Here is a 13,187-nt window from a genome sequence, read left to right as displayed (position 1 = left end):
CCGATGTATGATTAACTCGCAACGGCCGGGCATTTTCCCGATCGTCAGCGCCGTCGTTTTGACGATCGTCGTCGTCGTGACGCTGTATCCGTTCGTTCATATGCTTGCCGTCTCGTTCAGCGGCGACATCTACGTCATGCAGAACGAAATTACCGTTTGGCCGAAAGGCTTTAACGTCAAAATGTACGAGCTAGTGCTCGGAGACCCCAAGATCTGGACCGCATTTCAAAATACGATCGTCTATACGGCGCTCGGAACCGCCATCTCGCTGGCGCTCACTTCGATGGGGGCTTACGCGCTGTCGCGGACGCAGATGGCATTTCGAAAATCGTTAACGATGTTAATCGTTTTTACGATGTTTTTCGGCGGAGGCATGATTCCGACTTATCTGGTCGTTCGGTCCCTTGGGCTTGTGGACACGATCTGGGGCATGGTGCTTCCCGGCGCGGTCAGCACCTGGAACCTCATTCTGATGCGCACCTTTTTTCCGGCATCCCCAAGGAGCTGGAGGAGTCAGGCCGTCTGGACGGCCTGAACGACATCGGCATTTTCCTGCGGATTATGGTACCGCTGTCAACCGCGTCGTTTGCCACCATTGCGCTTTTCTACGCAGTAGGTTTATGGAACAACTTTCAACTGCCGCTCCTGTACTTGCGTACGCCGGACACGTTCCCGCTGCAAGTGCTGCTGCGCAACCTCATCCTCGCCGGTACCGCAAGCTCGGGCGATGTGACGCGAATAGGAGGTGATAACCTCATCGTCGAAGAATCCTTGAAGTACGCCACGATTATGGTGTCTACGCTTCCGATCCTGGTGGTGTACCCTTTCGTGCAAAAGTACTTCGTCAAAGGGGCCATGATCGGAGCGATCAAGGGCTGAACTGGATCGGACGGGAAGCGCGATCCGGTCTATACGAAAGGTTCCCGGAAGGGATTCAAACTGATGCTGCTGCACATACGAACGCTTAGGAGCTGAACGAATTTGTCAAACGTCTTCAAAAAAGTCCGCTATTCTGTTGGCGAGCGCCGCCGTGACGGCAACGATGCTTGCTGCCTGTGCAAGTAACGATTCGAAAGACGGCGGCGCGTCAGCAGGCGCAAGCGCCTCGGCTTCCTCCGCAGGCGGGGAAGCGCCGGACAAGCCAAGCTTGAAATTGACGGCGCTGCTCGACAACAACCCCACCTTTCCCTATTCGAAGGATTGGCCGATCTGGCAATGGATCAAGGAGAAAACGGGCGTCACGTTGGAGGTGCAAACCCCATCGGGCAATTTGGGGGAATCGCTGAACCTGGCTGTCGCCTCCAAGGAAATGCCCGACCTCATGTATATGCCCAATCGCGAGGAGTCGAACAAGTTCGGTCAGCAGGGTGCGCTTGTGGATATTTTGACGTATATCGACGATATGCCGAATCTGAAGGCCTGGATGGAGAAGTATCCGGAAGAAGCGAAGGCGGCATTGTCGGCGGACGGAAAAATGTACATGTTCCCGAATCAAGGCTTCGGCGAGACGAACCGTACGATCTGGATGTATCGAAAAGACGTGTTCGACAAGGAAGGACTTAAAGCCCCTTCGACCTTCGACGAGCTGTACGAAACGCTGAAAACGCTGAAAGCCAAGTACCCGGACTCCTACCCGCTGACGCTCCGCTACGGCGAAAACCAGGACGAGATGCTGGCGAATATGACGGTGGACTTCGAGACCGGCGAAGACGGCTATTACGACTTCGACAAGCAGGAGTGGCGATTCGGTCCCACGGAGGCTAATTACAAATCGATGGTTGCGATGTGGAAAAAGTTTTATGACGACGGGCTTATTCCGCCGGATTTCCTGTCGCTTCAGACGAAGCAATGGCAAGACATGCTGTCCACCGGCAAATCGTTCATCACGATCGATTACATCAGCCGCATCGACTTCTTCAACAAGGCCATGCAGAAGGAGAATCCGGCCTACAACATGCAGTTCATGTCGCCGCCGGCCGGCATAGCCGGGGGCAAGCAGCACAATCCGTATCTCCATTATCTCGAGAGCGGGCTGACGGTTGCTTCTACCTCCAAGCACATTAAAGACATGATGAAATATATGGATTTCTTCTACTCGGAGGAAGGACGAACGCTTGTCAGCTGGGGAAAAGAAGGCGAAACGTACGAAAAAGACGGCGACAAGCTTAAATTCAAGCCGGAATACACGGACATCATCGAGCTGCGCAAGGCGACCGGGCTGAAGACGAGCGGCACTTATACATGGATCGATTTCGATTCGGATCTATCGCTATCGTCCGATGATCTCAAATATGCGTTCAAGGAAGCGGCCAAATACGATCCGCCTGCCATGCAGCCGCGTCCCGCCCTCACGGAACAAGAGACGGAGATCGTCGCCTTGACCGGCCAGGCGGTCACCAAGCATCGGGACGAGAGCATCGCCAAGTTCGTCACCGGATCGAGAAGCTTGGACGAATGGGATCAGTACGTGAAGGAAATGAACAACCTCGGCGTCGACAAGCTGCTCGATACGTACAGAGAAGCTTACAAGCGGGTTCAAAGCATCAAACTGGACACCAAGTAAACGGAAAGTCGACGTTGACACGGGAGGGAAGGAATGTGGATGAGGAAGGGGCTTCGGGCATGACGGACATTCGAGCGTTGTCGCCGGGGGAAATGGCGCAAGCGATCCGCGGTTCCGACGCCGTTTTCCGGGATGCGGAGCAAACTTCGATGGGGCTCGCTTTTTCATCCGTTTTTTCGGCGGCTTTGTCGCAATCGCTCGGCGCCTTTGAAGACGGCAGGCTCGTGTCGTTCATGGGGCTAGTCCCCGGCACCTTGCGCATTGGGGCCGCCCATGTGCCGATATTCTCGATCGGTTCGGTATTCACAGGGCCGGACGATCGCGGCCGCGGTCATGCCGGCCGCCTGCTGCAGGCGGCGAAGTCGCATGTTCGGGCGTCCGGCGGTGCGCTTATCTTGGTCTCGGGCACCCGCTCGTTGTATTTGCGCAATCAATGCCATTCTTACGGCGAGACAACGCGCTTTGCGATCGGGCCGGTTCAGGGGGAGGAGCTGCTGGGAACCCATGCCGGCATCGCGGTTCGCGAGCTGTCGCGGACCGACTGGCTCCACTTGCACGCGCTCGCTGCTTCGCGCCATGTCGCCTACGCGCAGACCGTGCGCGAGCTGGCGGAGCTGATCGCCAGCGAAGCGTATGCGAGCTGCTTCAAGCTGCGGCATCGCACGCTTGTCGCGACCGAAGGCGACCGCATTGCCGCGTTCGCCGTGTTGGCGATGCCGGACGAGCGCGGCAGCGAGCAGGAGCCGTTCGCAGTCGAATGGGCAGGCGAAGCCGGCGCGCTGGCCGCCTTATTCGGTCATGCCGTCGTCGCATACGGATTGCCGCGGCTGGACGTGCCGGTCGCCTGGCACGAGACCGGGCTGCTGCAGGCGCTCTCGGGCGTGCCGTCCGCCAAGGACCGCAATCTCGGCACGGTCCATATCGCCGACGCGGAGCGGCTGTTCGAATCGCTGGCGCCTTACTGGCATGCAGCCGCGGCGAGCGATGTACCTCGCATCCGCACGCTGGCGCATCACCGGTATGCGCTGGCAGCGCCCGATGGCGGGACGTTCGAGCTGGATGCCGAGACGCTCGTCTCGCTGATGTTCGATCCCGTGCCGGCGCAGCCTGCGGCGCTCGAAGCGCGGGCTGCGATGCCAGGACTGTTCCCCGTGCCGCTGCCTTACGCCGGAGGGCTGAACTTCGTCTAAGCTGAGCCATCGCCTATGTCGGGCAAGTATACCCAAGCGAACGAAAAGGAGCTGAGCGTCATGTTTAAGGTTCTGAAACCGTACACGGTTCTGCTGACAATCGCGATCCTGACGACCGCGATATTATCCGCCTGCGGAATGAAGGAGGATAAGTCGGTGCAGGCTGGCGCAAGCGGCATTTTTATCCGCGTGAATCAGGTCGGGTACAGTCCGGGCGCGAGTAAAATAGGCACGGTCTTATCGAGTACGAATTTGAGCGGCGTCCGATACGATGTGTTCAATTCAAGCAATACTTCGGTATTGAACGGCACCATCTCCAACGCCAGCAAAGGGAGCTGGGGAGATGCGGGCGGCGCTAATATTCCTTATTCCTATGCTTTGGATTTCAGCTCGCTGAATACGGTCGGCAGCGGCTATTATATTAAAATCAACACTTACAAATCTCCGGCCTTTAATATCGACCCTGCGGTATACAGCAGCCTTGCCGACCTGTCCATGAAGTTTTTCAAGGTGCAGCGATGCGGCGATACGAATCCGGACGGTCATCTGGTATGCCATGTCCCGGGATCGAATTCATCCGTGGACGGCAAGCCAGACGGCGCGTCCGGCACGAAAGACTTCACCGGCGGCTGGCACGATGCTTCGGATTATATCAAATTCATGAGCACCATCGGTCATGTCGCGGATGTGATGCTGACCACCTATGTCCATCATCCGGAAGTTTTTCCCGAGCCCGGCAGCATCAACGGCGTACTGACGGAAGCCAAGGTCGGTCTCGATTTTATCCGGAAGATGTGGGACAACACGAACCAGATGCTGTACATGGAAGTCGCGGACGGATTGGACCATGACGTGGACAATGACGACCTGGATTCGCGCAGCAAGACCTGGCCGCAGAACGACAACACCATCTACGGCGCGGCGCGCCCGGTGCACCCGTCTCCTGCAGGTACGGGCGCCAATCTGGCCGGCAAGGCAGCCGCCGCACTGGCGCTGGGCGCCAAAATCTGGGGAGATCCGAACGGACCCAGCTATAACGCCGCATTGTCCAGCAGCTATCTGACCGCCGCCCAGCAGATCTACACCTGGGGCAAGACAAGGACGGGGATCGCAGGGGACGCTGACGAATTTTACGTGGATACGGATTATAAAGACGATATGGCCTGGGCGGCAGCCGAGCTCTACCGGGCGACAGGAACGGCCTCATACTTGACGGAGGCTAAAGCGTACAGCGACAGCGCGGGGGAATGGTACAACAAAAGCGATACGAGCCTCAACTGGTCGAGGGCCTATCATTGGGCCAACTATGAGATCGCGTCCCTGGACCCGACCTATAAAAATACGGCTGCCGGCCGTATCAACAACCATTTAAACTTAAAGAAGAACTACGCGAACGGACAATTCTGGAATACGAGCAGCGATCCCAAATGGGGAACGTACGAAGCGATGAGCAACAATGCGGTTGAAGCGATGATGTATCAGGAGTTGACCGGCAATACCACGTATGCCGCGCTGGCTCAGCAGCAAATCGATTTTATGCTGGGCAAAAACCCCTGGGGCGTAAGCATGCTGAACGGGGCGGGCACGACCTGGTTTAAAAATCCTCGCCATCGCGTCACGACCTTGAACCGGATGACCAATCCGAACTATCAGCTTCGCGGATCCTGGAGCGAGGGCTTCGAGACCAGCGCGCAATATGCCGTCGATCAGCAGGACCCCTTGCTGGCGGGCCAGGAAGACCCTGCTATCGTGCAGTTCAATGACAATCGAATGATCTGGCACGACAACCGCAGAGACTATGCCACGAATGAAGTGACCATATCGGGCAATGCGGCGGGCATGGCGATGGTGGCGTTCATGGGCGGCGGCGCAGCGTCTTCCGCGCCTGGCGTGCCTACGGGGTTGACGGCGACCGCGGCCGGTTCGGCTCAGATCAACGTGACCTGGAATACCGCATCCGGAGCCACGGGCTACGATCTTGAAGTGGATGGAGCTGTCGTGAGCAGCGTCGCATCTCCCTACGCGCACACCGGCTTGTCGACAGGATCGACGCATACCTATAAAGTGCGCGCTAAAAACAGCGCAGGCACAAGCGCATGGAGCGCTGCGACGAGCGCCGCCACGTCTTCGAGCGCTTCGACCGACTACGCGACGAACGGCGACGCCTACGTCAGAGACGGCACCTATGCGACGACAAACTATGGAACCGCATCGACGATCGATCTAAAAGGAGATCCGGATGCGGGCTATAACCGGAAAGGGTTCGTCAAATTCGATCTCACCGGACGCTCCGGCACATCCGTTGCTTCCGCGCTCCTGAAGGTGTACGTTAACGCCGCCTCCGCATCGACGCCTGTCAAGGTATACGGACTTGCAGGCAACGACAGCTGGATCGAATCGGGCACTGGCGGGATCACCTGGAACAATCAGCCCAGCAGTACGAACGCGGTACTGATCGGTACGCTTAATGTATCGGCGGCAGGCTGGTACACGATCGATGCCTCAAGTTATGTGAACAGCCAGTTTGGCGGAGACAAAAAAAGCGACCTTCAAGCTGCAGGTCGAGAACAGCAACGGCGCAAGCATCAGCTTGAACAGCAAAGAAAACACAGCCAATAAACCGGTGTTGACCGTGAACTAAGCTTTTGTCCGCAGCAACGCAAAGGACCGTCAGGGAGCGAACTTGTCCCTGACTTTTTTTTATGGAATAGGAGTATAAAAGGGTATACTTGATCGACAAAAATCGATGAATTATGATGAATTGCGCCAACATTTGGGTGTAATATGGTTCGATTCCACGTATAATGGGTAAAAGCGCGGCCTTATTGCGGCGCAAGATTTGTCAGGGAGGCCCTTCATGATGCATACCCACGGATCCTACGATCTCTCTCTCGTCTTGCTCTCCTATCTGATCGCCGTGCTCGCTTCATACACGACACTCGATCTCGCCGGTCGCATCGGCAAAGCGAGATCCGGCAACAGAACGCTCTGGATCGGCTTCAGCTCGGCTATTATGGGCATGGGCATCTGGTCGATGCACTTCGTCGGCATGCTGGCTCTGCGCTTGCCGATGGTCGTCAAATACGACGGCACGCTCGTTTTCATATCCGCCGCCGCCGCGATCGCCGGCTGCTTCGCCGCGCTCCAGCTCGCGGCCAAGCCTCAATTGGGCTACCGCCGGCTGTTGCTGGCCGGCGTTTTTCTTGCCGCGGGCATTTGCGCGATGCACTATATCGGCATGGACGCCATGAAAATGCAAATTATCTATTCGCCGCTGATCGTGACACTGTCCGTCGTCATCGCGCTGCTGGCTTCGGTCGCCGCGCTTTGGCTCGCGTTCGTCTATCACCGCCAGCGGCAGCGGTACGCGGTCCGCAAGAAGCTGGCGAGCGGACTGATCATGGGCGCTGCAGTGGCCGGCATGCACTATACGGGCATGAGCGCTGCCGCATTCGAGATGGATCATTCCGCGATGCATGGCAGCATGGGCATGTTTTCGAACCAGCGGGTAATGGCGTACGGCGTCGTCGTCGGCACGCTGCTGACGCTCGGCTTGTCGCTGGCGGGCATCGTCATCGCCAAACGGTTCGCGGCCAAGCAGCGGCGTATCGAAGAGAGCCAGAATTGGTACAAGGCGATCTACGACAGCATGACCGACGGCATCATCACGCTCGATCTCGAACTGAAAATCACAGGACTCAATCCGTCGGCGGAACGCATCGTGGGAGCGGCGCAATCCGCGCTGATCGGCATGCCGCTGCAGGAATTTTTGCGCTTGGCGGTCTCCGAACGTTCCAGGGATCTGGAGCAGATATTGGCCCTGGTCCATGAAGGCAAGCACCAGCAGTACGAATCGACAGTCGTGAACGCCAAGGGAGAACGATTGAGCCTCCGAGTCTCGATCGCGACCGTCCGCTCGGGCGACGGGGCCGTCGGGATGTACATGAAGCTGCGGGACATTACGGAGGACAAGTCCAAGGAAGAGCATATTCGGAAAATGGCGTACGAGGACGATCTGACGGGGTTGCCGAATCGCCGCATGTGGCAGGAACGACTGGCCGCGATCGCGTCCGAGCTGGGCAAAAGCGACAGCTGCTTCGCCGTCATGGTGCTCGATATCGATCGTTTCAAGCTGATCAACGATTCGCTCGGCCATCAATACGGCGACCAATTTCTGAAGGACGTGTCGGAACGGATCTTGCAGGCGCTCGAGGGGAGCGGCGCCGAGCTCGCGCGCCTGGGCGGCGACGAGTTCGCGATTCTCGTCATGAACGCGTGCAGCAGAGAGGAGCTCTCGGCGCTTGCGGAGGAGATCGTGCATCAGATCCAGCGCCCTTACCCGCTGCACCACCAGGACTACTACGTGACGGCGAGCATCGGCATCGCCGTCTGCCCGGAGCATGGCGAAGAGCCTGACCAGCTTCTACGGCATGCGGACCTGGCCATGTACGAGATCAAAAAGCAGGGGAAGAACGGATTCCGTTTCTACCAGCCCGAGCTCAACGACAAGCTGAACGAGAAGCTCGAACTCGAGCGCGACTTCAGACAGGCGCTGCCGCGCAACGAGCTCGAGCTCTTTTACCAGCCCCAGGTGCGTTCTTCGGACGGCGTGATGATCGGCGTGGAGGCGCTCGTCCGCTGGAATCATCCCCGCAAGGGCATGATCTCTCCTGGCGTCTTCATACCCCTTGCGGAGGAGATCGCGCTTGTCGGCCCGCTGGGCGATTGGGTGCTGCGCGAGGCATGCCGCCAGATGCGCGAATGGCATTTGGCCGGCGGGCCGCTCGTTCCGGTGTCGGTCAACCTGTCCTCGCAGCAATTTTATCAATCGAATCTGGACGAGCACATCGCGAATATCCTGTCCGAGTCGGGGCTCGAACCTCAGTATCTCGATCTGGAGATTACCGAGAGCATGATGATGGACGTGGAAGTGTCGACGGCCATCTTGAACCGGCTCAGCGCGCTCGGCGTCCGCATCAGCCTGGACGATTTCGGAACGGGGTACAGCTCGCTCAGCTACCTGAAGCATTTTCCGATCCACAAGCTCAAGATCGACCGATCCTTCATCCGGGACATCACCGTCAGCGAGAGCGACCGGGCGATCGTCGCGACGATCATCTCGATGGCCGAGCATCTGAAGCTCGACATTATCGCGGAGGGTATCGAGACCAAGGAACAGCTCGATATCTTGCGCGAGCAATCGTGCAGGGAGATTCAAGGCTACTACTTCAGCAAGCCGATTCCGGCGGGCGAGATCGAACGTACCTTTTTCGAGCCGCTCCGCGAAGGCAAGCTAAGAGCTTGACGCATAAGACAGAAGGGCCGGCGGTCAATGACCGCCGGCCCTTCCTTTATCGTCCGCTACTCTTCGATGACGTCCGCGAATATTTCTTCAAGTTCTTCGTCCGCCACCATCGTGATGGATGAAGGGTAGACGCGCCGATCGTACTCGGTCAGCATATATCGAACGATCGATTCCTTAAGATTGGCTTCCACCAGGTAGCGGCTTCGTCCTTCGACCCACACCTCGGCGGTGAAGCCTTGCTCGTCGTCCCACGAGAGCTCGACTTCAACGGCGGTGACAGGCACCTGCTGCCGCTCTGCCGTATGCAGGCATACGGCGTTTACGATCTCGTCCGTCGTCAGCCGCATGTCGGATTACCAGCGGCGATGGGAATCGTTCGGTCCTTGCGGCTGATGCTGTCTGCGACGGCGCAAGGAATTCACGATGCCCATGATCAGGACGACGACGAAGAAGATGGCGGCGAGATTGATGAGCAGGCCGAGGATATCGCCGAAGAAACCCATGCCGCCAAACATGCCGCCGAACAGCATGCCGGCGATGCCGCCGATCATCAGACCTTTCATAAAGCTGCCGCCGCTCATGAATCCGCGCTTTTGCGTCGTTGCGCCGGCCCCCGCCGTCGTTCCTGGTTTCTTGGTCGTGCTGCTGGATACGTTGTCCTGCGCCTTGGCCGGCGTCTTGGTGTAAGAACGCTTGCTGGAGCTGAACCCCTTGCGCGCCGCGTCCGCTGCGTCCGCCGGAATGACGACGGCCGCCGTGAAGGCGAACAGCGTGAACACGAGCAACATTTTTTCCACATACGCTGCGATTCCTCCTGTGTATATGAGATGCGTTCGGTAATACGGCGAAAAACGCGCGCGGTTTCATTTTTTCGCGTTTTTTCGTATGCTAGTTGCTAACGGAAGCCTTATGGATGGAAGGAGCGCGCAATCGCCATGATGTCATTATTCCCGATTCCCGATGCGTTCGTACATTATTTGGCGGAATATCACGGAACCCGCGATTATTTCGAGTGTCACGAGATAATGGAGGAATATTGGAAGCAAAAAAAAGAAGCCGCCTATGAAGGCAGCTGGCTGGTGCTGATTCGGATCGCCGTCATGCAGTACCATGCGCGCAGGGGCAACGGCAGCGGTGCTTTGAAGCTGCTCGCGAAAGCCGATTCGGAGCTCGATACGGAGCGTATGGACGAGCTGGGCCTCGACGGCCGCCAATTAAAGCGAATGCTTGGCCTAAGAAAGGCGCGATGGGCCGATGCGAGCGGCGTCGCGTACGACGACTTCAACTTGCCGATCGTCGACCGCGATCTGCTAGACGCCGCCGTTCGCAAGAGCGAGGCGCTCGGCGCGGCCTGGTTGTCCCCCGGAGACCGGGCGGAGGAGCGCGTCGTCCATCGCCACCTCGCGAGAGATCGGACCGACGTCGTCCAGGCGAGGGAGGCCGCGATTCGCAGCCGGCAGCGCGATCGAACCCTCGGCAATGCCGATTAGTCGATCAGCGCGCTGACGTCGTTCTGCGCCGACAGGTAGGCGTAACCGTCCGTGACGAGCTCGAGCTCGCCGGTCACCGGATCGATGATCAATCCGTGAACCGGCGTTCCCGGCGGCAGCAAAGGGTGGTTGCGAACGATGTCGACGCTGTTTTCCACGCTGCTCTTGACGTTCTCGAAGCCGGTCAGCCAGCGGTTGAAGTCGACGCCGGAGTTGTGCAGCATGCGGATCGTGTCCTGACGAATGCCGCGCTTCATCATGTGGCCGACGACGACCTTCGGATCGATCCCCGTCATGCCGCAGTCCTTGTGGCCGATGATCATGACTTCGTCGCCCTTCAGCTCGTAGAGCGCGACGATGACGCTTCGCATAATGTTGCCGAACGGCGCGGTGATGATGGCCCCCGCGTTTTTAATGATCTTGGCGTCGCCGTTGCGGATGTTAAGCGCCTTGGGGAGCAGCTCCGTCAGACGCGTATCCATGCAAGTGACGACGACGAGTCGCCGGTCCTGCGCGTTGTTGTTCGCGTACTTTTCGAATTCTTTGTTCGCGACGAATTCGCGGTTGTGGCTAAGTACCTCTTCCAATTTGGACATTGTAGTTGGCTCCTATCAGCGAGAATGAGTGCTTGCGGACGTTCGTAGATCGACCGTGCCCAGCGCGTTCGTGTAGATCTGGCCGTCGCTGGAAAGTTTGAAGCTGCGGTTCGCGCCGTCGTAGGAGACGCGCAGCGCATCGTCGAAATAAACCGCGTGGCGCGGCTCGTACCAGACCTCGACCGGCTCGCTGTCCGCCCGCAGGTCGCCTTCGGCAGGCGCGTCGACCGCCCATAAGAACGGCACCCCGTTGACGGCGCAGCCGCAGCCCTCGTTGTCCGATACCAGCTTCCAGACGCGGACCGGCGGGTCGAACTTCGCTTGCAGCGCGGCGGCCGCCTCGCGCGTCCATTCGATTCTCATCGCTCATCGCTCCCTTTGGCTAGCGTTATTAGACCGTTATGTTGATTATAGAGATCGGGGCAGGTATGATCAAGGGGTCTGCTATTCAATCGGAAATGGAAGGATGAGATCGGAATGAGCGAAAATGCCGCAGCGAAGCATTCGGCGATCGCCCGGTTTCGTGCGCTGACGACCCAGATCAAGCATTACGAGGAGCTGCTCGGCGTCGTCTACTGGGACATGCGGACCGGCGCGCCGCGCAAGGGCATCGCCCAGCGCTCGGAGGCCGTCGGCACGCTGTCCTCGGAGATGTTCAGGCTGTCCACGTCGGCGGAGATGGGCGAGCTGCTCGACGCGCTTGACGGCGGGGCTTCGGAAGGCGAACTGACCGACGTCGACCGCAAGCTGATTAAGGAAACGCGCAAGGAATACGAGCGGAATCTTAAAATTCCGCCGGAGCTGTACCGCGAATACGTCGTGCTGACATCCCAGGCCGAGACCGAATGGGAAGAGGCGAAGGCCAAGAGCGACTTCCAAGGCTTCCTTCCCTATTTAAAGCGAATCATCGACTATAATCGCCGATTCATCGCCCTGTGGGGCGTGAAGGGCACGCCGTACGACACGCTCCTGGACATGTACGAGCCGGGCACGACGACGGCGGATCTGGACCGGCTGTTCGGCGAGCTGCGCGAGCGACTCGTGCCGCTCGCGGCGGACATCGCGCGGCGCGGAGACAAGCCGGATACGGCGTTTTTGAGGGGCACGTTCGACAAGGCTGCGCAAAAGCGCTTTAGCCTGTATACGCTCGGCCAGATGGGCTACGACTTCGACGCGGGCAGGCTCGACGAGAGCGTGCATCCGTTCGCGACCGGGCTCAGCACCGGCGACGTCCGGATCACGACGCGTTATCTGGAGGACGACCTGACGAGCGCGCTGTTCGGCACGATTCACGAATGCGGCCATGCCTTGTACGAACAGAACGTGGATCCGAAGCTGAACGGCACGCCGCTTTGCGGCGGCACCTCGATGGGCATTCACGAATCTCAGTCGCGCCTGTGGGAAAATATGATCGGACGCAGCCGCGGCTTCTGGCAACGCTATTTGCCGGAGCTCAAAAAAGGAATTTCCCGTCCAGCTCGAAGGCGTGGAGGCGGAGGCGTTCTACCGCGGCATTAACGTCGTCGAGCCTTCGCTTATCCGTATCGAGGCGGACGAATTGACGTACAACCTCCATATCATGATTCGTTATGAGATCGAGAAGATGCTGTTCAACGAAGACCTCGATCCCGAACGGCTCGAAGAAGTGTGGAATGCGAAGTATAAAGAGGCGCTCGGCATCGAGCCTGCGAACGCGGGCGAAGGCGTCCTGCAGGACGTTCACTGGTCGGGCGGCATGTTCGGCTACTTCCCTTCGTATTCGCTCGGCAATATGTACGCCGCGCAAATGCTGAAGACGGCCGAGCGGGAGCTGCCGACGCTGCGCGAGGACATCGCGTCCGGCCACCTGCTGCCGCTCAAGGAATGGCTCACGGAGAAGGTGTACCGCCACGGCAAGATGCTCGAACCGCGCGAGATCATCGAGCGGATCACCGGAGAAGCGCTGCGGTCGGATTATTTGTGCGATTACTTGGAAGAGAAATACAAAGAAATCTACCGGCTTCGTTAACGAAGAACGTTTCGGCCGAAGGGATGAACGGGTTT

The 13,187-nt window shown here is 58.5% G+C and carries 9 protein-coding genes and 2 pseudogenes; 7 read left to right on the top strand and 4 right to left on the bottom strand.

Annotated features, from left to right (window positions below):
* Window positions 1-7: 7 nt before the first annotated feature.
* The 5 genes and pseudogenes from OMP40_RS29655 (at window position 8) to OMP40_RS29635 (ending at window position 9,058) form a co-directional block, all read left to right on the top strand.
* Window positions 8-879, top strand: a pseudogene (locus OMP40_RS29655) (carbohydrate ABC transporter permease).
* Window positions 880-1,030: 151 nt separating this feature from the next.
* The gene (locus OMP40_RS29650; RefSeq protein WP_277536729.1) at window positions 1,031-2,563 is read left to right on the top strand and encodes an extracellular solute-binding protein; all 1,533 of its coding nucleotides are present in this window, start codon (window positions 1,031-1,033) and stop codon (window positions 2,561-2,563) included.
* 35 nt (window positions 2,564-2,598) lie between these two features.
* Window positions 2,599-3,753 (top strand): GNAT family N-acetyltransferase, encoded by a 1,155-nt coding sequence (locus OMP40_RS29645; protein ID WP_277536727.1) that lies wholly within the window; start codon window positions 2,599-2,601, stop codon window positions 3,751-3,753.
* A 60-nt stretch (window positions 3,754-3,813) separates the two neighbouring features.
* A complete protein-coding gene (locus tag OMP40_RS29640; RefSeq protein ID WP_277536724.1) occupies window positions 3,814-6,372 on the top strand; it encodes a glycoside hydrolase family 9 protein in 2,559 nt (852 codons plus the stop codon).
* A 238-nt stretch (window positions 6,373-6,610) separates the two neighbouring features.
* Window positions 6,611-9,058 carry a bifunctional diguanylate cyclase/phosphodiesterase gene (locus OMP40_RS29635; protein WP_277536720.1) on the top strand — a complete coding sequence of 816 codons (2,448 nt, stop codon included), beginning with the start codon at window positions 6,611-6,613 and terminating at the stop codon, window positions 9,056-9,058.
* A 56-nt stretch (window positions 9,059-9,114) separates the two neighbouring features.
* Here the strand turns inward: OMP40_RS29635 and OMP40_RS29630 are convergent, their stop codons facing one another.
* Together OMP40_RS29630 and OMP40_RS29625 are read right to left on the bottom strand one after the other, a co-directional pair.
* A complete protein-coding gene (locus OMP40_RS29630; RefSeq protein WP_277536718.1) occupies window positions 9,115-9,405 on the bottom strand; it encodes a DUF2653 family protein in 291 nt (96 codons plus the stop codon).
* 6 nt (window positions 9,406-9,411) lie between these two features.
* Window positions 9,412-9,846, bottom strand: coding sequence for a hypothetical protein (locus OMP40_RS29625; protein ID WP_277538118.1), 435 nt, complete (start codon window positions 9,844-9,846; stop codon window positions 9,412-9,414).
* 147 nt (window positions 9,847-9,993) lie between these two features.
* On the opposite strand from OMP40_RS29625, the gene OMP40_RS29620 reads away from it, so the two are divergent.
* Window positions 9,994-10,548, top strand: a complete 555-nt coding sequence (locus OMP40_RS29620; protein ID WP_277536716.1) for a DUF309 domain-containing protein — start codon at window positions 9,994-9,996, stop codon at window positions 10,546-10,548.
* Here OMP40_RS29620 and OMP40_RS29615 read toward each other — a convergent pair.
* Window positions 10,545-11,144 carry a beta-class carbonic anhydrase gene (locus OMP40_RS29615; protein ID WP_277536714.1) on the bottom strand — a complete coding sequence of 200 codons (600 nt, stop codon included), beginning with the start codon at window positions 11,142-11,144 and terminating at the stop codon, window positions 10,545-10,547. The two genes, OMP40_RS29620 and OMP40_RS29615, sit on opposite strands and share 4 nt — an antisense overlap.
* Before the next feature lie 15 nt (window positions 11,145-11,159).
* Window positions 11,160-11,507 (bottom strand): iron-sulfur cluster biosynthesis family protein, encoded by a 348-nt coding sequence (locus tag OMP40_RS29610; protein ID WP_277536713.1) that lies wholly within the window; start codon window positions 11,505-11,507, stop codon window positions 11,160-11,162.
* A gap of 114 nt (window positions 11,508-11,621) precedes the next feature.
* On the opposite strand from OMP40_RS29610, the pseudogene OMP40_RS29605 reads away from it, so the two are divergent.
* A pseudogene (locus OMP40_RS29605) lies at window positions 11,622-13,152 on the top strand (carboxypeptidase M32).
* Window positions 13,153-13,187: the final 35 nt, after the last annotated feature.

Origin of the sequence: Cohnella rhizosphaerae, assembly GCF_029525575.1 — a bacterium.
GTDB lineage: Bacteria > Bacillota > Bacilli > Paenibacillales > Paenibacillaceae > Cohnella > Cohnella rhizosphaerae.
This window is presented reverse-complemented; position numbering and strand designations above follow the sequence as displayed.

Bases quoted from the DNA above. Each gene is read 5' to 3' on its own strand.
- OMP40_RS29615 (WP_277536714.1), bottom strand. From the start codon at position 11,144: ATGTCCAAATTGGAAGAGGTACTTAGCCACAACCGCGAATTCGTCGCG.
- OMP40_RS29630 (WP_277536718.1), bottom strand. From the start codon at position 9,405: ATGCGGCTGACGACGGACGAGATCGTAAACGCCGTATGCCTGCATACG.
- OMP40_RS29620 (WP_277536716.1), top strand. From the start codon at position 9,994: ATGATGTCATTATTCCCGATTCCCGATGCGTTCGTACATTATTTGGCG.
- OMP40_RS29625 (WP_277538118.1), bottom strand. From the start codon at position 9,846: ATGTTGCTCGTGTTCACGCTGTTCGCCTTCACGGCGGCCGTCGTCATT.
- OMP40_RS29610 (WP_277536713.1), bottom strand. From the start codon at position 11,507: ATGAGAATCGAATGGACGCGCGAGGCGGCCGCCGCGCTGCAAGCGAAG.
- OMP40_RS29640 (WP_277536724.1), top strand. From the start codon at position 3,814: ATGTTTAAGGTTCTGAAACCGTACACGGTTCTGCTGACAATCGCGATC.
- OMP40_RS29635 (WP_277536720.1), top strand. From the start codon at position 6,611: ATGATGCATACCCACGGATCCTACGATCTCTCTCTCGTCTTGCTCTCC.